The sequence below is a fragment of the Pseudomonas sp. B34(2017) genome, assembly GCF_002112915.1.
GTDB lineage: Bacteria > Pseudomonadota > Gammaproteobacteria > Pseudomonadales > Pseudomonadaceae > Aquipseudomonas > Aquipseudomonas pharyngis.
The window spans coordinates 1-24,111 of record NZ_NEJA01000004.1; the positions used below are offsets into that span (position 1 = coordinate 1).

General features: G+C 61.6%; 21 protein-coding genes. 15 read left to right on the forward strand and 6 right to left on the reverse strand.

Features of this window, described 5'->3' with window-relative positions; all coding sequences use genetic code 11:
- Window positions 1-366: type II secretion system protein N (locus CAF80_RS13315; RefSeq protein ID WP_085695704.1), on the reverse strand; the 366-nt coding region annotated here is incomplete at its 3' end.
- A gap of 133 nt (window positions 367-499) precedes the next feature.
- Between CAF80_RS13315 and gspH the strand changes: the two genes are divergently transcribed.
- Together gspH and CAF80_RS13325 are read left to right on the forward strand one after the other, a co-directional pair.
- Window positions 500-952 carry a type II secretion system minor pseudopilin GspH gene (gene gspH, locus CAF80_RS13320; protein ID WP_007959352.1) on the forward strand — a complete coding sequence of 151 codons (453 nt, stop codon included), beginning with the start codon at window positions 500-502 and terminating at the stop codon, window positions 950-952.
- A complete protein-coding gene (locus CAF80_RS13325) occupies window positions 949-1,557 on the forward strand; it encodes a prepilin-type N-terminal cleavage/methylation domain-containing protein (RefSeq protein WP_085667613.1) in 609 nt (202 codons plus the stop codon). The genes gspH and CAF80_RS13325 overlap by 4 nt, the downstream gene beginning before the upstream one ends.
- On the opposite strand, the gene CAF80_RS13330 is transcribed toward CAF80_RS13325, so the two are convergent.
- From CAF80_RS13330 to CAF80_RS13340, 3 genes are read right to left on the reverse strand one after another with little or no spacing between them, the layout of a single operon-like run.
- The gene (locus tag CAF80_RS13330; protein ID WP_074690230.1) at window positions 1,558-2,496 is read right to left on the reverse strand and encodes a FecR family protein; all 939 of its coding nucleotides are present in this window, start codon (window positions 2,494-2,496) and stop codon (window positions 1,558-1,560) included.
- A 33-nt stretch (window positions 2,497-2,529) separates the two neighbouring features.
- Window positions 2,530-3,081, reverse strand: coding sequence for an RNA polymerase sigma factor (locus tag CAF80_RS13335; protein WP_064597192.1), 552 nt, complete (start codon window positions 3,079-3,081; stop codon window positions 2,530-2,532).
- On the reverse strand, window positions 3,078-3,752 hold the full coding sequence (locus CAF80_RS13340; protein WP_085667612.1) for an STN domain-containing protein: 675 nt from the start codon (window positions 3,750-3,752) through the stop codon (window positions 3,078-3,080). The genes CAF80_RS13335 and CAF80_RS13340 overlap by 4 nt, the downstream gene beginning before the upstream one ends.
- A 195-nt stretch (window positions 3,753-3,947) precedes the next feature.
- Here CAF80_RS13340 and CAF80_RS13345 point away from each other — a divergent pair, with 195 nt between their 5' ends.
- Window positions 3,948-4,262 carry a hypothetical protein gene (locus tag CAF80_RS13345; RefSeq protein ID WP_039773268.1) on the forward strand — a complete coding sequence of 105 codons (315 nt, stop codon included), beginning with the start codon at window positions 3,948-3,950 and terminating at the stop codon, window positions 4,260-4,262.
- Window positions 4,263-5,412: 1,150 nt separating this feature from the next.
- On the opposite strand, the gene CAF80_RS13350 is transcribed toward CAF80_RS13345, so the two are convergent.
- Window positions 5,413-5,853 (reverse strand): carboxymuconolactone decarboxylase family protein, encoded by a 441-nt coding sequence (locus tag CAF80_RS13350; RefSeq protein ID WP_039773270.1) that lies wholly within the window; start codon window positions 5,851-5,853, stop codon window positions 5,413-5,415.
- A gap of 310 nt (window positions 5,854-6,163) precedes the next feature.
- Here CAF80_RS13350 and CAF80_RS13355 point away from each other — a divergent pair, with 310 nt between their 5' ends.
- The 5 genes from CAF80_RS13355 (at window position 6,164) to CAF80_RS13375 (ending at window position 11,070) form a co-directional block, all read left to right on the forward strand.
- The gene (locus tag CAF80_RS13355; RefSeq protein ID WP_074688545.1) at window positions 6,164-7,600 is read left to right on the forward strand and encodes a PLP-dependent aminotransferase family protein; all 1,437 of its coding nucleotides are present in this window, start codon (window positions 6,164-6,166) and stop codon (window positions 7,598-7,600) included.
- A gap of 120 nt (window positions 7,601-7,720) precedes the next feature.
- Window positions 7,721-8,014 (forward strand): putative quinol monooxygenase, encoded by a 294-nt coding sequence (locus CAF80_RS13360; protein WP_039773274.1) that lies wholly within the window; start codon window positions 7,721-7,723, stop codon window positions 8,012-8,014.
- 203 nt (window positions 8,015-8,217) lie between these two features.
- Entirely contained in the window at window positions 8,218-8,640 is a 423-nt protein-coding gene (locus CAF80_RS13365; RefSeq protein ID WP_039773276.1) for a cupin domain-containing protein, read from the forward strand.
- A gap of 210 nt (window positions 8,641-8,850) precedes the next feature.
- A complete protein-coding gene (locus tag CAF80_RS13370; protein ID WP_134333943.1) occupies window positions 8,851-10,083 on the forward strand; it encodes a hypothetical protein in 1,233 nt (410 codons plus the stop codon).
- Window positions 10,084-10,356: 273 nt separating this feature from the next.
- Complete coding sequence (locus tag CAF80_RS13375) at window positions 10,357-11,070, forward strand: hypothetical protein (protein ID WP_039773280.1); 714 nt, start codon at window positions 10,357-10,359, stop codon at window positions 11,068-11,070.
- A gap of 178 nt (window positions 11,071-11,248) precedes the next feature.
- On the opposite strand, the gene CAF80_RS13380 is transcribed toward CAF80_RS13375, so the two are convergent.
- Window positions 11,249-16,135, reverse strand: a complete 4,887-nt coding sequence (locus CAF80_RS13380) for an NAD-glutamate dehydrogenase (protein ID WP_085667611.1) — start codon at window positions 16,133-16,135, stop codon at window positions 11,249-11,251.
- A gap of 516 nt (window positions 16,136-16,651) precedes the next feature.
- On the opposite strand from CAF80_RS13380, the gene CAF80_RS13385 reads away from it, so the two are divergent.
- The 7 genes from CAF80_RS13385 to CAF80_RS13415 all read left to right on the forward strand — a co-directional run bounded on the left by CAF80_RS13385 (window position 16,652) and on the right by CAF80_RS13415 (window position 24,062).
- Window positions 16,652-17,005: a hypothetical protein gene (locus CAF80_RS13385; RefSeq protein WP_085667610.1), complete on the forward strand. Its 354-nt coding sequence runs from the start codon at window positions 16,652-16,654 to the stop codon at window positions 17,003-17,005.
- Window positions 17,006-17,216: 211 nt separating this feature from the next.
- On the forward strand, window positions 17,217-18,176 hold the full coding sequence (locus CAF80_RS13390) for a MoxR family ATPase (protein ID WP_011334589.1): 960 nt from the start codon (window positions 17,217-17,219) through the stop codon (window positions 18,174-18,176).
- Between the two features lie 5 nt (window positions 18,177-18,181).
- Entirely contained in the window at window positions 18,182-19,126 is a 945-nt protein-coding gene (locus tag CAF80_RS13395; RefSeq protein WP_007959332.1) for a DUF58 domain-containing protein, read from the forward strand.
- Window positions 19,123-19,620, forward strand: a complete 498-nt coding sequence (locus CAF80_RS13400) for a DUF4381 domain-containing protein (protein WP_085667609.1) — start codon at window positions 19,123-19,125, stop codon at window positions 19,618-19,620. Before CAF80_RS13395 ends, CAF80_RS13400 begins: the two co-directional genes overlap by 4 nt.
- Window positions 19,613-20,692: a VWA domain-containing protein gene (locus tag CAF80_RS13405; RefSeq protein WP_085667608.1), complete on the forward strand. Its 1,080-nt coding sequence runs from the start codon at window positions 19,613-19,615 to the stop codon at window positions 20,690-20,692. Before CAF80_RS13400 ends, CAF80_RS13405 begins: the two co-directional genes overlap by 8 nt.
- Entirely contained in the window at window positions 20,689-22,425 is a 1,737-nt protein-coding gene (locus tag CAF80_RS13410) for a tetratricopeptide repeat protein (RefSeq protein ID WP_085667607.1), read from the forward strand. Before CAF80_RS13405 ends, CAF80_RS13410 begins: the two co-directional genes overlap by 4 nt.
- On the forward strand, window positions 22,422-24,062 hold the full coding sequence (locus tag CAF80_RS13415; protein ID WP_085667606.1) for a BatD family protein: 1,641 nt from the start codon (window positions 22,422-22,424) through the stop codon (window positions 24,060-24,062). The genes CAF80_RS13410 and CAF80_RS13415 overlap by 4 nt, the downstream gene beginning before the upstream one ends.
- The last annotated feature ends 49 nt before the right edge of the window (window positions 24,063-24,111 follow it).

The window sequence follows — 24,111 nt, forward strand, 5'->3', positions numbered from 1 at the left end:
CTCCCCACCCTGCTCAATCACCACCCCATCCCCCTCCACCGTCACCAACTTCACCCCAGGACTCACCCGCTCCCCCTGCAAAAAACTCCTCGGCGGTCCGTCGTTGAGGCTGAGTATCGCCACCGCCCCCCGACTCCCCGCCATCACGCCACTGACCTTGATCTCCACCGGCGCCGTGCGGTTGGAAAACCACTGCAATGCCGGGTTATCGCTGCGCGCCGCGAGCAGTTGCAGGGTGGCCGCCGGGGTGTGGGATTCGGCGGTGGTCAGGAGCAGGGATGACCAGGTGGCGATGCCGACCAGGGCGGTCAGCAGTGCGGCGGCCTGGATGATTTGGGGGGGTGAAAAGCGTGCGGTGAATCTCATGGGCTGAATCTCCTTTTAGTCCCGGTGACCAGACTACGCGGCAATTCTCACGGTTTTATTTCACACGCCTTACATGTTGGCCGTGCAGGATGGTTTTTTGGGACGGGGCTGGACGCAAGGGAGTGCGCATTCGATGAACCGGAGCAGGCAGCAGGGTTTTACGCTGATCGAGTTGATGGTGGTGCTGGTGATCATCGGTATCGCCAGTGCGGCGATCAGTTTGAGTATCAAGCCCGATCCGTTGCAGTTGCTGCGCAAGGATGCCGAGCGCGTGGCGCAGTTGCTGCAGATTGCCCAGGCTGAGGCCCGCGCCGATGGCCGGCCGATTGCGTGGTTGAGCGATGGCAAGGGGTTTCGGTTCAGTCGGCGCAGTGACAGTGGCAAGGGTTTTGATCATTTCGATCGGGACCCGCAGTTGCGGCCGCGTCCTTGGCAGAGTCCGAAGCTGGAGGTGCGGGTGGAGCCGAAGCAGAAAGTGGTGCTGAACGCGGAGTGGATCAATCCGCCGCTGCAGTTGACGCTGTCTGACGGGCTCAATCGGTTGAGTGTGCTGCGCGATGCTTCGGGCCGGATTAGCGTGCAATGAACAGACAAGAAGGTTTTACGCTGATCGAGGTGATGGTCGCGATTCTGTTGATGGCGGTGGTCAGTCTGATTGCCTGGAAGGGGCTGGACAGTGTCACGCGCGCCGACAGCCATTTGCAGGCCAGTGGTGAGCAGAGCGATAGCCTGTTGCGGGCGTTGAATCAGATGCAACGGGATGTGGAGATGCGCGCCGGGATCGAGCTGACGGAGCCGAAGAAGGTCGGCACCGAGGATGAGCCGGCGACGGCCCCGCCTGCCGTTACGGTGCGCAGCAGTGACAGCAAGGGGTTTCGGCTGGACATCATTCGTAGCGCGGCGGATCAGCCGGGGGCGTTGCAGCGGGTGCGCTGGTGGCTCAAGGGGGACACGTTGTATCGCGCGGTGGCGCCGGCGCGCAGTCGCTATCCGTTGCCGGCGCCTACGACTGGGGTGGCGGTTTTGGGCGGGGTGAGTGATTTGCAGGTGCGGGTTTGGGAGATGGACAAGGGGTGGCGGCAGTTGAGCGGGAATCGGCGGGAGGATCCGTTGGGGTTGGAGGTGCGGTTGACCCGGCAGACACCGCAAGGGCCGGAGAAGTACCGGCAGGTCATGGGGCCCTTGCAGTGATCAGCTGAGAACGACTACACCGCCCGGCAACTCGGTGCATTTGACGCCGTAGGCATCGCGGATCAGTGCGCCTACGCCGGCCAGTTGGTCGAGGGAGAAACGTGCCTGTACGCGGCGCTGGCCGAGTTCGCGGTTGAGCAGCAGCAACATGCCTGGGCGGTAGCGGTTGATCTCGTCGATCATCTGGCTCAGGGTCGCGCCGTTGAACACCAGGACCTGTTGGCGCCAGTTCATCACCGCCGCCGTATCGACACTTTGCACGGTGCCGACCTGTTGTGCGTCATAGGTCAGTTGCTGGCCAGGCTCCAGGCGCAGGTTGCGGCCTTCGACTTCCACGTCCACCGCGCCATCCAGGCACGTCACGCACACCTGTTGATCGAGGTTACGCAGGTTGAACCGCGCCCTGCTCGCCCGCAACCAACCGCCCCCGGCCTGCATCGCCATCGGCAACCGTGCGGTCTGCACTTCGACTTCGCCGCTGACCAGTTCAAAGCCTTGCACGCCCTCATCCACCGAGCGTTGGTTGATGCGGGTCTGGGTGTTCAGTTCCAGGCTCAAACCATCCGCCGGTTCGACCCGGCGTTGCTGGCCGACTTCGGTGATGTAATCGGCGCCAAGCCCGGAGAACCCGCCCGGGATCGTGCCGCGCACCAGCAGGAACGCTGCCGATGCGGCAATGGCGCCGCCGAGAAAGGCCCGTCGTCCAAACCGGCGTGGTGCCTGCGTCGCTTCTGCCGCCGGTTGCAGCAGGTGCCACAACGCCTTGCACTCTTCAAAGGCGCGGGCGTGTTCGGGGCTTTGCGCGCACCACTGGCGCAGCGCTCGGGCATCGGCGACCGTGGCGCGGCCGGAGGTCAGCAGGATCAGCCAGTCGCGGGCTTCGCTTTGCAGACGCTCGGCAGGCGTGGGCTCGGCAGGTGTCAGACGGAAGATGTTCAAACGCACAGGTACTCGACGGGTTGATCGGGAGCTTCATTCACTAGACGGTTTTCCGGCCCCGCGACCGAACCGCTGAAACACTTTTCTTTCCAGTTTGGCCGCGCAGTGTCCGAGGGCAGCCTTGATTTCCTTCTCGACCATGCGCGTGGAGATGCCGAAACGCTGGGAGATTTCCAGGTGCGGCGCTTCTTCCAGCCGTGCGGCGATGAAGATTCGTCGGCGCCTGGCCGGCAGCTCGTAGAGGGCGCTGAGCAGGGACTGGATTTCCTTCTGGCCGCCGACCACGCGCATCGGGTCCAGCGCTTCGTCGCTGACTTGCAACAGTTCTTCGACTTCGCTGCCAGTGAGCAGCCGCGCATCGGCCTGGCGGCGGTCGGCGGCGATGTTCAGGGCCATGCGATAGAGGTAGGCGTTGGGGCGCAGCAGGTTAGGCGGCGTTTCCATGCGGTCGACCCGCAGGTAGGTTTCGTGCAGCACGTCGTTGGCCAGGTCCTCCGAGCCGAGACGGCGTCGCAGGCGCACCCGAAAGTCCTCGTAGGACGTCAGGAACAACTGGACCATCGAACTTTGTCCGGCGTCTTTCATCCCCCGGAAACTCCTTCCCATTGTGTGCATTCCATGCGCTTTCCTGACGATTCGGGTAACAACAGCAACGTGACCGGCTGGCGCAATGCGCCGGGTGTGGGCCGGTCGATTTTGAGCGTGTGAAAACTGTCTACCAGCGCTGCATCGCGCCGAACATCGCCGGTGGTGGTGACCAACCGGTTGTGCTGCACCACGCCGTCGCGGCCGATCCACAGTTGCAACACCGCGCGAAAACTGCCGGGCCGGGTCAGCGGCGAACGGCACAGGTTGCGTTCAATAGCGGCCTGCACCGCTGTGGCATAACTGCGGTTGACGGCGGCGCTGGCGGGGGTCGGTTTCTCCGCCGGCATTGGCACTTCCTCGACTTGCGCAACCTGCAAGGTGAACGCGTCGTCGCGGCTGTACTTGGCCATCAAGCCGCTGCCGCCGAGCATCCGGCGCAACGCTTCGGCGGCGGTGAATTCGCCATCCACCGCCAACGAGCGTCGGCCGCGGCTCAACTGGCTGTCGACCAGCACCGCCATGCCGGTGGCGCGGCTGAACTGTTCGAGGGCGCGGGCCAGTTCCTGGGCCGGGATGTGCAAGGTCATGCGCATTGTCGCCGGCACCGGGTCGGCGCTGGCGCGGCTCAGAAACAAGCCAAGCAGCAGCCCCAGACAGAGCTGGCGCATGAGCGCTGAGCGCACAACATCCTCCCTGGCACGGCCTCGCTGCACGGCTGATGTATCCCTGAAAACCGTCATCCTGAGGGCTGTTTATGAATCTGGTGTGACGGCCACTGCAAAAAAACCATCACGGGATCGACGCCGCCGTTGCACTAGACTTTGGAGCTAGAGCGGCCCCTTCGGGCCGGCCAGGAGGCAGGCATGAAATCAGTCTGGAAAGTCGTCTTCGGCGGGTTGTTGCTGACGGTGTTGGGCGGTGCGCACGCGGAGGAACCGCTGGGCTGTGTCGAGGTGACGGTGGGTGGCTACAAGGCGCCGAATTACGACTGCCTGAGCCAGCAGATGGGCAACAACCCCGACGGCGCGGCGGCTGCGCAGAAGAATCTGGAAGCGATGAATGTGCCGATCGACAAACGCCCGCCGAATCAGGTGGGGCTGGCGACGCCGGCGGCCACGGCTACGCGGATGGGCAACACGTTTGGCACCTCGGTGAAACCACAGCGCCCACCGAACTAACTGATCGTTCCCACGCTCCCGCGTGGGAATGCAGCCCGTGACGCTCTGCGTCACTGGACGCGGAGCGTCCCCAGAGGCATTCCCACGCGGAGCATGGGAACGATCACCGTGTGGGGCGTGGGAATCGATCAGAATCACAGCGGCCGCAGAACTGATCGTTCCCACGCTCCTGCGTGGGAATGCAGTCCGTGACGCTCCGCGTCACTGGACGCGGAGCGTCCCCAGAGGCATTCCCACGCGGAGCATGGGAACGATCACCGTGTGGAGCGTGGGAATGCAGCCCGTGACGCTCTGCGTCACTGGACGCGGAGCGTCCCCAGAGGCATTCCCACGCAGAGCATGGGAACGATCACTGTGTGGGGCGTGGGAATCGATCAGAATCACAGCGGCCGCAGAACTGATCGTTCCCACGCTCCTGCGTGGGAATGCAGCCCGTGACGCTCTGCGTCACTGGACGCGGAGCGTCCCCAGAGGCATTCCCACGCGGAGCATGGGAACGATCACTGTGTGGGGCGTGGGAATCGATCAGAATCACAGCGGCCGCAGAACTGATCGTTCCCACGCTCCTGCGTGGGAATGCAGTCCGTGACGCTCTGCGTCACTGGACGCGGAGCGTCCCCAGAGGCATTCCCACGCGGAGCATGGGAACGATCACCGTGTGGGGCGTGGGGAACGATCAGAATCACAGCGACCGCAGAACTGATCGTTCCCACGCTCCTGCGTGGGAATGCAGCCCGTGACGCTCTGCGTCACTGGACGCGGAGCGTCCCCAGAGGCATTCCCACGCGGAGCATGGGAACGATCACTGTGTGGGGCGTGGGAATCGATCAGAATCACAGCGGCCGCAGAACTGATCGTTCCCACGCTCCTGCGTGGGAATGCAGTCCGTGACGCTCTGCGTCACTGGACGCGGAGCGTCCCCAGAGGCATTCCCACGCGGAGCATGGGAACGATCACCGTGTGGGGCGTGGGGAACGATCAGAATCACAGCGACCGCAGAACTGATCGTTCCCACGCTCCTGCGTGGGAATGCAGCCCGTGACGCTCTGCGTCACTGGACGCGGAGCGTCCCCAGAGGCATTCCCACGCGGAGCATGGGAACGATCACTGTGTGGGGCGTGGGAGCGTGGGAACGATCGAGGTCTGGAGTTCAGTCGCTGGGAATCTGGCGGAAGCTCACCGCCAGGCGATTCCAGCTGTTGATGGTGCTGACGGCCATGGTCAGGTCCACCAGTTCGGTCTCGTTGAACTGTTCCCGCGCCTGCTGGTAAACATCGTCAGGCACCCGGCTGTCCGCCAGCAGCGTCACCGCCTCGGTCCAGGCCAGCGCCGCCCGCTCGCGCAGGCTGAAGAAGCCGCTGTCGCGCCAGACCGCGATGGCGTACAGCCGTCGATCCGTCTCCCCAGCCCGCCGCGCTTCCACCGAATGCATGTCGGTGCAGAATGCGCAGCCGTTGAGTTGCGAGGCGCGGATCTTGATCAGGTGCAGCAGCGGCGGTTCGATGCTCAGGTTGCTGGTCAGCGCTTCCAGGCCAATCATCGCTTTCATCGCTTTGGGCGATGCGCTGTAGTAATCCAGACGCGGGGACATGGGCGGGCCTCGGGCAGCAGAAGAGTGATTTCACGGTAAGCGCTGGTTGGGCAACGTTACAGCCCCAATTCCACGAAAAAATGGCAGACCACTGATTCAAGTAAAACAACATTCCTGTGGGAGCTGGCTTGCCAGCGATGGGGCAATCACATTCAACATAGATGTCAGCAGATACACCGCTATCGCTGGCAAGCCAGCTCCCACAGGGCCCTATGCCAATTTGTGGGATTTGCACTACGCAACTTCTGTCGATACTGCATTCGGGAGTAATCTGGCCGGCACACTCAATCGCCCGGAGCGCCCCGTCGGTATGGAACTGCATGTCGTGATCAATGGCCGCAAGGATCTGGCCGGTCAGTTGTACCAGCAACTGCGCGGCGCCATTGAATCCGGGCGTCTGGCCGCCGGCACGCAACTGCCGCCCAGCCGCTTGCTCGCCGAGCAACTGGGGATCTCGCGCAAGACCATTTCCGACACCTACGCGCAACTGACCTATGAGAACTTCCTCACCGGTGTGATCGGCAAAGGCACTTACGTCAACGCGCGCCCGGCGACCATCGAGCGCAAGCAAAATCACAGTGACCTGGCGAGCGCCGAAGTAATCGAGAGCTGGCGCAATCTGCCGGTGTTCCTGCGCCACCCGACGCTCGAGGGCTCGCTGCGCTACGACTTCATCGGCGGCGCCACCAGCAAGGGCCAGTTTCCCCAGGATGACTGGCGCCGCTGCGTCGCTCACGCGCTGCGGCAGATGGCCAATTCCAAAGGTTTTTACAGCGTGCCGGAAGGCCTGCCGGCGCTGCGCAATGCGATTGCTCGGCACATCGCGTTTTCCCGTGGCGTGAACTGTCAGGACGAAGACATCGTGGTGTGCAACGGCGCGCAGCAGGCGCTGGATCTGATCACCCGCGTGTTGATTCGCCCCGGCAGTCTGGTGGCGATGGAAGATCCCGGCTACCCGCCGGCGCGGCTGCTGTTCGGCACTCACGGGGCGACGGTGGTCGGTGTGCCGGTGGATGCCGAGGGCATTCAGGTCGAGCGGATTCCCGAGGGCACGCGGCTGATTTACGTGACGCCGTCGCACCAATTCCCGTTGGGCATGCCGATGAGTCAGGCGCGGCGCGAAGCCCTGCTCGAACGGGCTTATGAACTCGGCGCGATCATCATCGAGGACGACTATGACAGCGAGTTCCGCTACGAGGGCCGCCCGACGGATTCGCTGCACAAGCTCGATCAGCGCGGCATCGTCGCCTACGTCGGCACCTTCTCGAAAACCCTGCTGCCAGAGCTGCGATTGGGCTACGCGATCCTGCCGCCGGCGATTCTCGAAGCGGTGATCCGCGCCAAGCAGCTCACCGACCTGCACGCCTCCACCCTGCCGCAATGGGCGCTGGCCAAGTTCATCGCCGAAGGCTGTCTGCTCAAGCACATCCGCCGCTGCCACACCATTTATGCCCAGCGCCGCGAGCGGATTCTGGCGCGCATGGCCACCGACCTGTCGCCGTGGCTGGAGGCCGTGCCACCCAGCGCGGGTTTTCACATGGCGGTGTTCTGCAAGGTGCCGATCGATTTGCCGCTGGTGATCGAACTGGCGAAAAAAGTCGAAGTCGGGCTGTATGCCATCGACGGCTTCTATTATCAGCAGCCGGCCAGAAGCGGGATGTACTTCGGTTTCGGTGCCATCGAGACGCTGGACATCGACATCGCGCTGGACCGCCTGCGCGACATTCTGCAACAGGTCGTTGATTAAATTGGCCTAAGCGATTAACCGCCGATTGGTTATTGGTGATCCGGGGGGGCAGGCCTATCCTGCACAAGCGTTATCCCTCAATGAGCAGGATTCGTCCGGCCTGATTCAGGAGTGTGAGCAATGTCCAACGAAGTGATCAACACCGTACAGGTGCAGGCTGCAGCCGGCCGATCGGAGGAGCTGGGCAAGCAGTTGCAGAAGATCGTCGAAACCCTGCGCCAGACGCCGGGCTGCGATTCCTACATGGTCGACCGCTGCCCCGAGGACAGCCACCGCTGGACAGTCAGCGCCCGCTGGCAGTCGGAAGCGGCGATGCAGGCGCATTTCAATCGCCCGGAAGCTCAGGGCTTCATCGACCTGATCGACAGTCGTCTGGCCAATAGCGTGGATTTCAACTCCTTTCCGATCGTTTGACCTTAAAGACCCCATCGCGAGCAGGCTCGCTCCCACATTTGAATACGGTTGAATGTGGGAGCGAGCCTGCTCGCGATGGCGTACTCAAAAGCGCTGATATCCCCCAGATTGGTCACCCAAACTTCCCGAACATTGGCCGTTTGAATACCCCGGCACGCGGACTACTGTGATCACCGACTCCCCCACTTCATCAGGTGATCACCATGAAAATCCTGCGCTTGCTTGCCGCCCCGCTCGCCGCTCTGGCCCTCACCATCAGCGCTTCGGCACTGGCCCACGGCACCGATTCGCCGTCCGAGAAAATTTCGGTGCTGCAGGATCAGATGCTGAAAAACGTCCCCGGCAAAAAAGCCATGATGATCGAAGTCGATTACAAACCCGGCCAGTCCTCGATCGCCCACAAACACGACGGCACGGCCATGGCCTACGTGCTCGAAGGCGAGATCGTTTCCCAGGTCAAAGGTGAACAACCGATCACCTACAAGAAAGGCCAGTACTGGTACGAGCCGGCCGGTTCCGAGCATTTGATCTCGAAAAATGCCAGCAAGAGCAAGCCGGCCAAGTTGCTGGTGTTCATGGTGCTCTCGCCTGATGACAAAGTTCTGATTCCGCTGAAAAACGACTGAGACAGCACGAAAATTCAGAAGGGCCAATTGAACAGGGCCCTTCTTGCTTTCCGCTGCTACTCATTGGAATAAGGTTGATGGCGAATTCGAAGATAGCCATTGCGCCACCTTTAAATTAACGACCTTGTCTACTGTCAAGTCTTACAGTAGACAGCAATAGTGAAAAGCTAAATGATCCTCAGGAAGTTCCAAATCAATGAGGATCTGAAAATGTCCGGCAACCGCTCTCCCGCACATCTGGATGAAACTTTCGGCGAGAGGGGGAAAGTGACCATTCACATACCCGGCCCCAATAGCGGGCTATCGAGAATTCAGGGATTGGTCACTGACTCAAAAGACCGAACACTGTTGGTCAGCAGCACTGCTGATAACTTTGTATTGGGTCGCATTGCAGCCGATGGCACCACCGATGAAAGCTACGCAAATCATGGATTTGTACTGGACAAATTTGCCAACGAAGGAAAATCATCAGGATTAAGTATCAGGCTGCTGGAAGATGAAAGCATATTGCTTCATGGCTCACATCAGAATGACGGCCAGGCGATGGCCGCCCTTGCCTGCTTCAACAACCACGGAAATTACAAAACTGAGTTTGGCAAGAGTGGGAAGATCGTTATCCCGCTCCCCGTCTCTCCTGCGACGTCATCCCTGCCCGCACCATCATCGGAAGGTGGACACTCTTCAAGTGCGCCTATCGTATTTCCTGACGGAAAAATACTGTTCATCCACAACAACTACCTCATTCAAATTTTAAGCTCTGGTCAACCCGACAATGATTTCAACAATGGCAAGCCCTACATTGATATCAGGCACCCGGATTACCCAGCAAACATTTACAAAATTATTAAAGTTTCCGACAACCTGATCGGCGTAGCAGGCAACGCAAACGTCGACAACAGATGGGTGGGGTTAGTGGCCATGTATACGGCAGCCGGAGAACAAGTACGTAACTTTGCAGACAATGGATATCTGCTGCTCAAGCACTTAAACTTCCCAAACAATATTGTTTCCATTGCAAAGTCAAACTCGGGAACACTGCTCATTGCCGGTCAAAAAATGGGTTTCCCCAATAAAGGTTACATTACGAGCGTCACTCACTCGGGAGACATTGCGCAAGACTTCAATGAAGGTAAACCTGTTCTCACTCCTAACGACGAAAGCAGAAGTCTCTCTTGGCACGATAGCTTGATCGACCAACAGGGCAGGATTATCGCTACCGGTAATTCGATGGAATCGGGGACAGCGCCATCCTACCTTCCACTTGCCCGAATCCTGCAGAATGGCAAACCTGATTTGAGCTTTAACAAGGAGGGGTTGTTTACGCTGGATGACGTCCAGCTTTCGGAGGCAATTGCAATCGACAGTCAGGAACGGCTTCTGGTAGGCGCCATCATCAAGGTAAACTCGGAACTGAAACCGGTATTGATGCGAATTCTGGCTTAAGTCATCAAACGATGAACGCCCCTATTACTGAGCATTAACAATTCAATAGAAAAACTCGTTCATTCATAAGTAAAAAGCTCAAATCAGGATTTGAGCTTTTTTTATTTCCCGTCGCAATTAGAAAACCAAGAACACGCCAAACAAGACTATTGCCCTGCCAAACTTCACCTGGATCCCCATTTAATATAATTTTTGTCGGGGTAACATGAATCAGTGGCCGACAGCACGGCTGCCCAGGATTTTCTACTCAAGTTGTCTCACGGGAGAAACACCATGAAACCTGTGTTCGCCAGCATCTTGACCATTTCACTGCTGACACTGACTGCCTGCTCGATCCCCACCGCGCCCAAAGCGGTATCGTCACTCGACACCCTGCTGCCTCACCCGGTTGGCCGCAGCAGCATGACCACTGTGAAGGCCGGCCCGGCCGTGTCACTTGGTGTGATTTACAGCCCAAGCACCCAGACCAACCGCGACTACCTGCGCAACTACCAGGCCAACGCCGGCACCGGTTTCGGCCAGAGCCTGCTGGTGCAGCCGATCCACGACGCCTACGTCGCCACCTCGCAACCGGACATGGCGGTGGATTGGGTGAAAGCCTCGCTGCAACGCCAGTTCGGTTCGGTCACGGTGTATCCGGACATGCAAAGCCTGCGCGCGGCCAACCCGGATGTGGTGGCGATCGTCGACACTCACAGCCAGTTGATTACTTCACGCAGTTCGGACGTCAAGGCGGATGTGAGTGCTGATTTTTATGACGGGAAGTTCAACTATATCGGCACGGCCAAAGGGACGGATGCCAGAGCGCTGAGTCCGTTATGGGCGGATTACAAGCGTTCGGAAGATATCGTGGCGGATATTAATGAACAGCAGAACGTGCAAGTTCGGGCGCTGCAGAAGTTTGACCAGTCGCTCGGTAATTTATTGACCAGATCGGCAGGTAATGTGTCGATGCTTGAGCGTAAACAAGTACTTAAATTGCAGTGACTCTAATACCGCTATCGCGAGCAGGCTCGCTCCCACAGGGAAATGCGTTCCAAGTGTGGGAGCGAGCTAGCTCCGGGCGGCGTTCCGACGAAAGGGCCGGAACAAACAACACGAATCCAACAGACATAAAAAAGCCCCGGCATCTCACAATGCAGGGGCTTTTTCATTCAACGGTTACTCAAGCAAGCTCAAGCTCCGCCGTCGCCGCAGCAGGCACGACCGCCTGACCGCTCAGCGCCACGTCGTTCAGCTCACGGTTGGCCACCGCGTACATGGCGTAGTCGGTGCCGCTGGCGGCACGGATTTCCACCAGCATGGCGCGCCAGCGCTGGATCATCGCGTCGTGTTGCGCCATCCACAGCGCCAGACGCTCTTCCACGTCCAGGTTACCGCCGCCCGCTTGCAGAACGGCGATGGTGATCGCGCGTTGCTGCCAGTCGACGTCGTCGCGGAACGCTTCACGGGCCAGGGCCTGCCAGTTGTTTTCAACCGGCAAGGCGCTGATCTGCGAAATGTACCAGGTGATGTCCAGCGCGCTGCCCACGGCGAAGTACGCCTTGGCCACTTCGGCTGGATCCTGACCGGTGACGTCGGCGGCTTCGATGATCGGCAGCAGCGTGTAGAGGTGGGTAGTCCCCGCCACCATACGCGCCAGCAGTTCCGGTACACCGGCGGCGACGTACGCCTGATAGCGCGCCTGCCAGTTTTCGCGGATTTCGCCGCTCAACAGTTCGTCCAGCTTCAGGCCCAGCTCTTTGAGGTGCGGACCGAAATGCGCGACGTCACGGGCAGCGTTCTGCTCGTTGCGGCGGGCACGCAGGAACCAGCGCGTGGCGCGACGGCCCAGACGCATCAGCTCGTCCATCAGCTCCAGTTGCACGTCAGCGCTGACCTGGTAGTCCAGCGCTTCGATCTGACGGAACCAGTGCGGGAGGTGGAAGATATCCCGAACAATCACATACGCACCGGCAACATTCGCCGGGGTCATGCCGGTCGACTCTTTGAGTCGCTGAACGAAGGTGATGCCCATGTGGTTGACCAGATCGTTGGCGATCTGGGTGCTGACGATCTCGCGCTTCAGGCGGTGACGACGCATGGCTTCGGAGAACTTGCTGACCAGGGTCGGCGGGAACGCCGTTTCCATGTCGCGGGTCAGGTAATCGTCGTCCGGCACCAGGGAGCCCAGCAGCTGCTCCTTGAGGTCGATCTTGCTGTACGAGATCAGCACCGACAGCTCAGGACGGGTCAGACCATGGCCTTCAGCAACGCGTTCGGCCAGTTGCTCTTCGGTCGGCAGGAACTCGATGGCGCGATCCAGCTTGCCACGGCCTTCCAGGTCGCTCATCAGACGCTTGTACTCAGCGATGCGCGCGTAAGCACGGCGGGCCGCCAGGGACAGAGCCTGAGTCTGCTTGTAGTTGTTGCCCAGCACCAGACCACCGACTTCGTCGGTCATGCTCGCCAGCAACTGGTTACGTTGCTTGTCGGTCATGTCGCCGGCCTGAACCACTTCGTTCAGCAGGATCTTGATGTTCACTTCGTGGTCGGAGCAGTCCACGCCACCGGCGTTGTCGATGAAGTCGGTGTTGGAACCGCCGCCATTGAGACCGAACTCCACACGACCCAGTTGGGTCATGCCGAGGTTACCGCCCTCGCCCACGACTTTGCAGCGCAGCTCGTTGCCGTTCACACGCAGCGCATCGTTGGCCTTGTCGCCCACATCGGCGTGGTTCTCGGTGCTGGCTTTCACGTAAGTACCGATACCACCGTTCCACAGCAGATCCACCGGCGCCTTGAGCAAGGCGTTCAGCAGTTCGGTCGGGGTCAGCTTGTCGGCCTGGATGTCGAAGCGCTCTTTCATCTGTGGCGAGATGGCGATGCTCTTCGCGCTGCGCGAGAAGATGCCGCCGCCTTCGGACATGATGCTGGTGTCGTAGTCGGACCAGGCCGAACGCGGCAGATCGAACATGCGCTGACGCTCGGCGAAGCTGGTGGCCGGATCCGGATTCGGATCGATAAAGATGTGCATGTGGTTGAACGCGGCAACCAGTTGCAGCTTGTCGGACATCAACAGGCCGTTACCGAACACGTCACCGGCCATGTCACCCACGCCGACCACCGTGATGCTGTCTTCCTGGACATTGATGCCGCGCTCGCGGAAGTGGCGCTGTACGCCAACCCACGCGCCCTTGGCGGTGATGCCCATTTTCTTGTGGTCGTAACCGGCCGAACCACCGGACGCGAACGCGTCACCCAGCCAGAAGCCGTAGTCGATGGCGATGCCGTTGGCGATGTCGGAGAAAGTTGCAGTGCCCTTGTCCGCCGCGACCACCAGGTACGGGTCATCGTCGTCATGACGCACGACGTTGGCCGGCGGTACCAGTTTGCCGTCCTTCAGGTTGTCGGTGATGTCCAACAGACCCGAGATGAAGATGCGGTAGCAGGCGATGCCCTCGGCCGCGATCTCGTCACGGCTGCCGCCCAGTGGCAGGCGACGCGGCAGGAAGCCGCCCTTCGCACCCACCGGCACGATGACCGAGTTCTTCACTTGCTGGGCTTTTACCAGACCGAGGACTTCGGTACGGAAGTCTTCTTCACGGTCGGACCAGCGCAGACCACCGCGAGCAACGTTGCCGAAGCGCAGGTGCACGCCTTCGACGCGTGGCGAGTAAACGAAGATTTCGAACTTCGGAACCGGTTTCGGCAGCTCAGGGATCAAGTGCGGGTTGAACTTGAAGCTGAAGTACGACTTGTTCTGGCCGTTGGCGTCAGTCTGGTAGAAGTTGGTGCGCAGGGTCGCCTTGATCAGGTCCAGGTAACGACGCAGGATGCGGTCTTCGTTGAGGACTTGAACGTCGTCCAGCGCGGTCAGGATCGCCTGTTCCAGACGTTGTTGCTTGTCGTCCAGATCCTCGCTGCCCAGCTTGCGGGCCAGGTAGAAACGGGTCTTGAACAACCGGGTCAGTTCGCGAGCGATGTCGGTGTGGTTGTTCAGGGTGCTGGCGATGTAGCCGAGATCGAAGCCCAGACGAATCTGCTTCAAGTAGCGAGCGTAAGCACGCAGCAGCGCCACGTCGCGCCATGGCAGGCCGGCGGTCAGCACCAGACGGTTGAACGCATCGTTCTCGGCATCGCCACGGACGATGTGGACGAACGCGTCCTGCAGGGTGTCGTTGAGTTGCTGGATGTCCAGGTCCAGGCCTTCGGCGGCGGTGAACGCGAAGTCGTGAATCCAGAACTCGCGGCCGTTGGTGTGACGCAGACGGTACGGGAATTCACCGAGCACGCGCAGGCCGAGGTTTTCCAGGATCGGCAGTACGTCGGACAGGGCCAGCGGGGTATCGGCGTGATACAGCTTGCAGTGCAGCTCGCGCGGGCCGGAGGCCAGCGGCTGGTAGAAGCTCATGGCCAGCGGCTTCTTCTCGCTCAGATTGAGCAAGTGCTGCATGTCGACCACGGCCGAATGCGCAGCGAAACGCTCGCGGTAGCCGGCCGGGAAGCCTTTCGGGAAGTCGGCCAGCACGTTGGTGCCGTTGGCTTCGCCGAAGGTTTCGACGGTCAGGGCGGCGTAGTCGTCCTGCCAGCTGCGGCAGGCCTGGATCACTTCGTTTTCCAGTTGCAGCGGGTCGATGTCGATGCGGTTTTTCGGGTCGACGCGCAGGATCAGTTGCACGCGGGCCAGCACGGACTCGGAGAAGAACGTCCAGAACTCGCAGTCGGAAGCTTTCAGGCGCTCCATCAGCACTTGCTGGATCTTCTGGCGAACTTCGGTGGAGTAGATGTCGCGCGGCACGTAGGCCAGGCAGTAGCAGAAACGACCGTACGGGTCTTTGCGCAGGAACACGCGGATCTTGTTGCGTTCCTGGATCTGCACGATCGACATCACGGTGCTGAACAGTTCGTCGACCGGAGTCTGGAACAGGTCGTCACGCGGCAGCACTTCCAGCACCTGTGCCAGTTCCTTGCCCAGGTGAGCCTTGGACTGGAAGCCGGAACGGCGCTCGATTTCCTCGACCTTGCGGCGGATGAAAGGAATCACACGTACGCTCTCGCCATACACCGACGAGGTGTACAGGCCCATGAAGCGGTGTTCCTTGATCACTTTGCCGTCGGCATCGATTTCGCGAATCGACACGTAGTCCGGGTAGGCCGGACGGTGCACGCGGCTCGGATGCGCCGCCTTGGCGAACGACAGCAGTGTCGCTTCGCGCAGGTAGTTCACGGCATAGTCTTCGATGTGGCGGTCTTCATTGGTCAGACCGGTACGCAGCATCTTGGTCAGGCCGAGGAAGGAGTTCTGGTCGTATTCGATATGGCCGCCATCGGCCTGATCGACAACGGTGAACTCTTCGTAGCCAAGGAAGGTGAAGTGGTTGCCCACCAGCCATTCGAGGAAGCTCTTGATTTCGGTCTTCTCGTCGGCATCGACGGGGAATGCGCTGTTATCGAGCTTGGTGAGGATTTCCTGCACCTTGGCCTTCATCGGCTCGAAATCGGCGACCGCGACGCGGACTTCACCCAGGACCTGTTCCAGTTCCTTGGACAGCACATTCAATTCGGCCGCGTTGGCGCAGCGGTCGATTTCCAGGTACATCAGCGACTCGTGCAGTACGCCTTCGCCGGTGGTGCCTTTTGGCAGGATTTCCAGCAACTCGCCCTTGCTGCCACGACGCACGCTGAGCACGGTGGTCTGCAGGGTGTGGATGCTGTAGCCGCGACGGTTCAGCTCGGTACGCACCGAGTCCACCAGGAACGGCAAGTCATGGTGCAGCACTTCGACCGCGGTGTGGGTCGACTGCCAGCCGTGACGTTCGTAATCGGGGTTGTAGACGCGCACTTGCGGTTGCGCGTGATCGAAGCGCTCAAGCAGGCGCCACGCAGAGAGAGTACAGCCAGCGAGGTCGGAGAGGCGACGTTGGGTCAGCTCGTCCAGGGAAATGATGCCGAAGAATTGTTCAGCGAACAGCGCCACTTGTGGCAGTGCCTGTTCACTGATGTGCTGCGCCAGTGCCGCTTGCAGTTGGTGCTGGAAGTCGGCTTTGCTGGCTGCGGTGAAGAACGCCATCTGTGGTACTCCGCTTGGGCTTGTTATTGATGGAAAGCGTCGCGTGCAAAACCCCTTTCGGGGCGTTCCGTCGCCCTGTTCCTGATTCTCGGGCAGAGGAAACAGGGTGACAGGTGGGTGAAGCTGGACGAGACACTCAGGTCACATTCACCTTCCATGAATGGGCATCTGCAAAAACGACTGACCGGCGCCGCTCGCGGGGCCCTGGCAATGCCTTTACGGGTGCTCATCCGTTGCGCAGCTTAATGGGTGCGACAATGTGTCTGCTTGCGGTGCTGCGACATATTCGGTCATTGGCACGTAAACCAAGGCGTGCGCATCGGTAAACACTAGCATTCATGGGGCGAAACGCCGGTCTGAATCCCCGCTTTTACGGTACAGGCGTGCCAGGAATGACCATTGACCTGTGTCGCGTTCACGACACATGCTCTGACACTCTCACATGCAGAAATTCCTGCGGGCTGGCAGAATCGCGCCCAATTGCGACCAACACGCCCGCCGAGGCAGGAATTCCCCATGCAAATGACCACCGCCCTTTTGATCGTCAACCCGTGCGACGACGAAGAAGACAACATGGCCATGCTCTGCTGCCACAGCGACAAGGGCGAAATGTTTCTGATGAGCCGCTATCCGGACGAGGATGAGCTGGAGATCACCCTGGATGGCGAGCCGTCGACCCTTGATGGCGTGAAAGTCACCCTGACCAGGACACTGCTGAAGATCGAAATCGCCGCGGCGGATGCCGATGCGCTGAACGGGGATGATGTGCTGGAAATCACCTTCAATCCGGACATGGTGGATCTGGCCGAGGTCGAGGAAACCCTGAAGAACATTCTTGATGGCACTGGCACCTATATCAGCCAGATTTGATGGCATCTGGGCCGGCCCTTTCGCGAGCGAAAGGGCCCGAAAGAACACCGCACCTACCCCACCCTACAAAATTCCAACAAATCCCCCGGTCATTTCCCGCACTTTGCGCAAAATGCCGTTAGTCGCCACCCCCTGCGATGGATTAAAGTAACGCCCCCAGCCCCGGCGTTATCCGAACGCCTGTGGCCACCCTTTCCAGGAACAGTCATCGATGGAACATCGTGAAGCGCTGCTGGCGCTGCGAACCTTTCTTTCAACGCAGATTCTCGGCCAGGAAAAACTCATCGAGCGCTTGCTCATCGCCCTGCTCGCCGACGGCCACATGCTGGTCGAGGGCGCTCCGGGTCTGGCCAAGACCAAAGCGATCAAAGAGCTCGCCGAGGGCATCGAAGCCCAGTTCCATCGCATCCAGTTCACCCCGGACCTGCTGCCGGCCGACATCACCGGCACCGAGATCTATCGCCCGGAAACCGGCAGTTTCGTGTTTCAGCAAGGGCCGATCTTCCACAACCTGGTGCTGGCCGACGAAATCAACCGTGCCCCGGCCAAGGTGCAATCAGCTTTGCTCGAAGCCATGGCCGAGCGTCAGGTCAGTGTCGGGCGCAGCACTTATGAGCTATCGCCGCTGTTTCTGGTGATGGCCACGCAGAACCCGATCGAGCAGGAAGGCACCTACCCGCTGCCCGAAGCGCAGCTCGACCGCTTCCTGATGCACGTGAAAATGGGTTTCCCGGACGCGGCCGTCGAACGCCGGATCCTGCAACAGGCCCGGGGCGAAGCCCTCAACGGCGAAACCAAGCCCGAACGCCGGGTCAGCCAGCAGGCGATCTTCGCCGCGCGCAAGGAAATCCTCGGGCTGTACATGGCGGACGCCGTGGAGGAATACCTGGTGCAACTGGTCATGGCCACGCGCAACCCGGCCAAGTTCGACCCGGAAATGGCCGAGTGGATCGCCTACGGCGCCAGCCCGCGCGGCTCGATCGCCCTCGACCGCTGCGCCCGCGCCCACGCCTGGCTGGCCGGTCGCGACTTCGTCAGCCCGGAAGACATCCAAGCGGTGCTGTTCGACGTGTTGCGTCACCGCATCATTCTGTCGTTCGAGGCCGAAGCCGCCGGCATCGACCAGGATCGGGTGGTGCAACGGATTCTCGACGTCGTAGCCGTCGCTTGACCCCGATGAACGCCTCCCTGCCGTCCGAACCGGGCATCCGCATCAGCCTCGCCGAGCTGATCGAGATGCGTCACCGCGTGCGCGAAGTGCAGCTGTTTTCCACGCCGAGCCAGCGCAGCCCGCTGATCGGCCTGCACCACTCGAAATTTCGTGGTCGTGGTGTGGACTTCGATCAGGTGCGGGTCTATCAGGCCGGCGACGACGTGCGCACCATCGACTGGCGCGTCACCGCGCGGACGCAGGAACCGCACACCAAACTGTTCCATGAAGAACGCGAACGGCCGATTTTCATCATGGTCGAGCAAAGCACGCGGCTGTTTTTCGGCTCCGGACTGATGTTCAAATCGGTGCTCGCGGCGCAGGCTGCGGCGCTAATCGGCTGGGCCGCGCTGGGTCACAACGACCGGGTTGGCGGACTGGTGTTCGGCGACAACGAGCACTACGAAATCAAACCGCGCCGCAGCAAGCAGAGCCTGTTGCAACTGCTCAACCGGCTGGTGAAGGTCAATCAGTCGCTGCACAGCGAGCGGGAGCCGGATCGCGATGCGTTTGGCGTGGCGTTGCGCCGGGCCCGCGAGGTGCTGCGACCAGGCAGTCTGGTGATCGTGATCTGTGACGAGCGCGCACTGTCCGACAGCGCCGAGCAACAGTTGAGCCTGCTGTCGCGCCATTGCGACCTTTTGATGCTGCCGCTTTCCGATCCGCTGGACCACGCCCTGCCCGCCGCCGGGCTGCTGAGATTCGCCGAACGCGGTGCGCAACTGGAACTCGACACGCTGAATTTCGACCTGCGCCAGACCTACCGCGCCCAGGCCGAAGCGCGGATCGCTCGCTGGGAACTGCTCGCGCAGAAGCTGCGCGTGCTGCTGATGCCGCTGAGCACCCAGAGCGAAATGGTCGAGCAAATGCGCGAGTTTCTTAACCCGCAACGCCCGGGGAAAGGTCGATGAACGGCCTCGAACAACTGCAACCGCTGATCTCCCCGCCACCGATCGCCTTCTGGCCACCGGCGCCGGGCTGGTGGCTGCTGCTTTTGCTGCTGCCGGTGATTGGCGTTGCGGTCTGGCGTCTGCGGCGTTTCATTCCGATCAAGAAGAAACCGGTCGTGCGCGCCGAACTGCCGCTCGATCCGGTGCGTATCGCCGCACTCGCCGAACTGGCGCAGATGCCCAAACCTTACGACGGTGCCCCGGCCGGGGCCTGGCTGCAGCAGCTCAACGGCCTGCTCAAGCGCCTGTGCCGCAACCATTACCCCTACAGCCAGAGCCATACCCTCAACGGCCGCAAATGGCTGGCGTTTCTCGACAACCGTTGCCCCGCCGCCGGCCTGACCCGCTGGATGGTGCTCGTCGAAGGCGCCTACAAACCCGAGTGCAAACTCGACGACAAAGCCATCGCCGGCCTGACCCAGGCAGTCGACACCTGGATCCGCAAACATGTTTGAGTTCGCTTGGCCGTGGATCTTTCTGCTGTTGCCGCTGCCGTGGCTGATGCGCCTCGTGCTGCCGGTGGCCGACAGCGGCGAGCCGGCGCTGAAAGTGAGTTTCCTGGGCGACCTCGAAGGTCTCGCCCGCCGTCGCGCCCGCGCCAACCTGCCGGCCTGGCGCCAACAGGCGCCGTTTCTGTTGTTGTGGCTGATGTTGCTGACCGCCGCCGCACGCCCGCAATGGCTCGGCGAACCGCTGCCGATTGCCGCCAGCGGCCGTGATCTGCTGGTGGCCGTGGACGTGTCCGGCTCGATGGATTTCCCGGACATGCAATGGAACGACGAAGACGTCAGTCGTCTGTCGCTGGTTCAGCATTTGCTCGGTGATTTTCTCGAAAGCCGCGATGGCGACCGCGTCGGTCTGATCCTGTTTGGCAGCCAGGCTTATCTGCAAGCACCCCTGACGTTTGACCGGCGCACCGTTCGGGTCTGGCTCGATGAAGCGCGGATCGGCATCGCCGGCAAGAACACCGCGATTGGCGACGCCATCGGCCTGGCCCTGAAGCGCCTGCGCATGCGCCCGGCCCAGAGTCGGGTGCTGATTCTGGTTACCGACGGTGCAAACAATGGCGGCGAAATCGACCCGCTGACCGCCGCCAAACTGGCCGCCAATGAAGGCGTGAAAATCTACCCGATCGGCATCGGCGCCGATCCTGAAGAAAGCGGCGCCACGGCGTTGCTCGGCGGCAACCCGACCCTCGATCTCGACGAACCGGCGCTCAAGGCCATCGCCGAGGTCACCGGCGGGCGCTATTTCCGTGCCCGCGATGGCAGGGAGCTGCAAGCGATCAAGGACACCCTCGACCAGCTCGAACCGGTGACTCAGCAACCGACCCAGGCCCGCCCGGCACAGGCGTTGTATCAGTGGCCGCTGGCATTCGCGCTGCTGCTGAGCATTCTGCTGGTGGCCCGCGTGTTGTGGCCGGACAACCCGCTGCAACGGCTGTTTACCAAGGAGCTGTATCTGCAAAGCCCTCTGCCTGACTGGCGCGAGCGCCTCAAGCGCCTGCGTTTGCGGAGGCGTCGATGATCGCCCTCTGGCCGCACTGGTTCCGCCCCTGGTGGCTGTTGCTGCTGCCGGTGCTCGGCTGGCTGATCTGGCAGCTCTGGCACCGCCAGAAACGCGCCGGTCGCTGGCAGATGATTCTGCCGCCGGCCTTCCACGCCACGTTGCTCAGTGGCGGCAGCGGTCGCGACAGCAAGTTGCCTTGGGTCGCCCTGAGCGTGGCCTGGCTGCTGACGATCCTGGCGTTGCTCGGACCGAGCTGGGAACGGGTCGAACAGACCAGCCAGAAACCCGCCGACCCGTTGGTAGTGGTGCTGGAACTGACCCCGGAAATGCTTGCCACCGATTCGCCGCCAACGCGACTGGAACAGGCCCGGCGCAAGCTGTTCGACCTGCTGAAAGTGCGCAGCGATGCGCAGACCGCTATCGTCGTTTACGCCGGCAGCGCCCATACGCTGGTGCCGTTGTCGGATGACCTGGCGACCAGCCGCAATCTGCTCGACGCGCTCAAGCCTTCGCTGATGCCGGAAAGCGGCCATCGCGCCGATCTGGCAGTGAGCAAGGCGCTGGCGCTGCTCAAGCAGGGCGCGTTGGGTCAGGGGCGGATTCTGCTGATTGGCTCTTCGCTGTCGGAAGAGGAGCGCCAAGGCATTCGTCATGCGCTGAGCGGCCAATCGGCGCAATTGTTGATGCTTGGTGTCGGCACCGCCGAGGGCGCGCCGATTGCTCAGGAGGACGGCAGTTTCCTCAAGGATGAACAAGGCGCGATCCGGGTGCCGCAACTCGACAGCCCGGGCCTCGGTGCCTTCCTCAACGCAGTCGGCGGCGAGTACCGCAGCGCACGGCTGGATGAATCCGATCTGGGCGACCTCGGCCTGCTCGATGGCCCGCGCAGCCTGCGCGACGATGGCCAGACCGTGCGCCTCGACACCTGGGCCGATCAGGGTTACTGGCTGCTGTTGCCGCTGTTGTTGCTCGCCGCGTGCGCAGGGCGGCGTGGCTGGCTGTTCTGCCTGCCGTTGCTGCTCGCGTTGCCGCAACCGAGCTATGCCTTCGACTTCGAAGACCTGTGGCTGCGTCCCGATCAGCAAGGCCTGCACCTGCTCAAACAGAAGCGCCCGGCCGAAGCGGCGAAGCATTTCGAAGATCCGCAATGGCAAGGGGTGGCGTTGTACGAGGCCGGCGACTACAGTGGCGCCGCTCAGCGTTTCGCCGAGGGCAATGACGCCCACGCCCACTACAATCGTGGCAATGCCCTGGCCAGAAGCGGCGAGTTGGAAGCGGCGCTGGACGCCTATGAACAGGCCCTGGAACGCCAGCCGGATCTGCGTCCGGCGCTGACCAACAAGGCGCTGGTGGAAAACCTGCTGAAACAGAAAAACGCCCCGCCGCCGGCCGAACCGCAAGACAAACCGGCGCAGCCAAACCTACCGGGCGATGAACCACAGCCAACGACCGCTCCGCCGCCAGCGGTCAAAAGCGAAACCCAGAGCGAGCCGCAAACCGGTGAGTCCGCCAGCGAACCGCCGCCGACCACCCCGCCGCTGCCGGGTGCCAACGAGCTGCCGGACAGCGAACCGGACAAGGAACAGAACACCCCGCCGCTGCTGCGCCCCAATGAGGACACCCTCGAAGGCGAGCAACAGCAGGCGCTGGAACAATGGCTCGGCAAGATCCCGGATGATCCGGGCGAACTGCTGCGACGCAAATTCTGGTACGAACAGCAACAACATCAGGATCAGGAAAACATTCGATGACCCGTTTCACCGCTCTCTTGCTGCCCCTGCTGATCTGCACGGCCACCGCCCAGGCGGCCGAGCTGACCGCCAGTGTGGATCGCAGTCGCCTGAACTCCGGCGAGACGGTCGAACTCACCCTCGAATCCAACGATGTCACGCAGTTCGGCAAACCGGACCTGAGCCCGCTGGAGCCGCTGTTCGAAGTGCGCGGCACACGTCAGGTCAACCAGTTGAACACCCTCAACGATGACAACCGCGCCACCACTCGCTGGATCATTACCCTGCTGCCCAAGCAGAACGGCAGCGTTGAAATCCCATCGCTGAAACTGGGTGAAGCCGAGAGCCAGCCGATCACCGTGCAGGTGATTGAAAGCGACACCCGCGAAGACAGCAGCGCCCGCGAACCGGTGTTCATCGAAGCCAGCCTCGACCAAACCAGTGTCTACGTGCAGGCCCAGGCCATCCTGACGTTGCGCATCTACCATTCGGTGTCGCTGTACGACGACAGCAGCCTGACGCCGTTGCAGATCGCCGATGCGCGCATCGAGCAACTGGGCGACATGCGCACCTACGAAAAAGACATCAACGGTGTGCGCCATGGCGTGATCGAGATGCGCTACGCGATCTATCCGCAGCACAGCGGGTTGCTGAGCATCGCTCCGCAGACCTTCAGCGCCACTCTGGTCGATACCCAACCCTCACAGGACGCCACGGCGCAGGGGCCGAAGCCGGGCAAGCTGATGCACATCAGCTCCGCCGCGACTTCGCTGACGGTCAAACCGAAACCGATGACCTACCCCAGCGATGCGCCGTGGCTGCCGGCCCGCAGCCTGAGCCTGAGCGAAAGCTGGAACCCGGAGCCGGAACACACCCAGGTCGGCGACTCCCTGACCCGCAGCCTGACCCTCAAGGTCGAAGGCCTGGCCAGTTCGCAACTGCCCGCCCTGCCCGCCACCGAAGCCAACGGCCTGCGCCGCTACCCGGACCAACCGGTGCTGAACAACCAGAGCAGCGACCGCGGCCTGATCGGCAGCCGTGAAGAACGTGAAGCGCTGGTGCCGAGCCGCAGTGGCTCGATCGAGTTGCCAACGGTGGACGTCGTCTGGTGGAACACCTTCGAAGATCACCTGGAACACACCAGCCTGCCGGCGCGCACCCTGCAAGTGGCGAACAACCCAAGCCTGCAAGTCGACACCCCGGCGGGCAACGCGCAACCGCTCAGCGCCGCCGACAGCGAAGCCTTGTGGTGGTGGAAACTCAGCACCTTCGTTCTCGCCTGCACCACCCTGCTCGGCTTCGGCCTCTGGTGGCGTGCCCGCTGGCAACCGGCGATCCTGCGCGCCGCACAAACCGGCCCGAGCCCCCGCACCCTGCTCGACGACATCAAACGCGCCAGCCAGGCCAACGACCCCCACGCCACCCGCCAGGCCCTCGACGCCTGGGCCCGCCAGCAACCGGAAACCCTGGCGGACATGGCGGCGCGGTTTGTGCCGCTGTCGGATGCGCTCGATGGTTTGAACGGCGCGCTGTACAGCGAGACGGGGCAGCATTGGCAGGGTGAGGATCTGTGGCGGGCGATCCGCACGATTCCTACGGCGGAGCGGGTGCAGGATCCGGTTGGGGACAGTGGGTTGCCGCCGCTTTATCCGAAGTAGGGTCTTCCCCGGGCGTCGATCAGTCGGTACCTGTCTTTGAAATACCCAA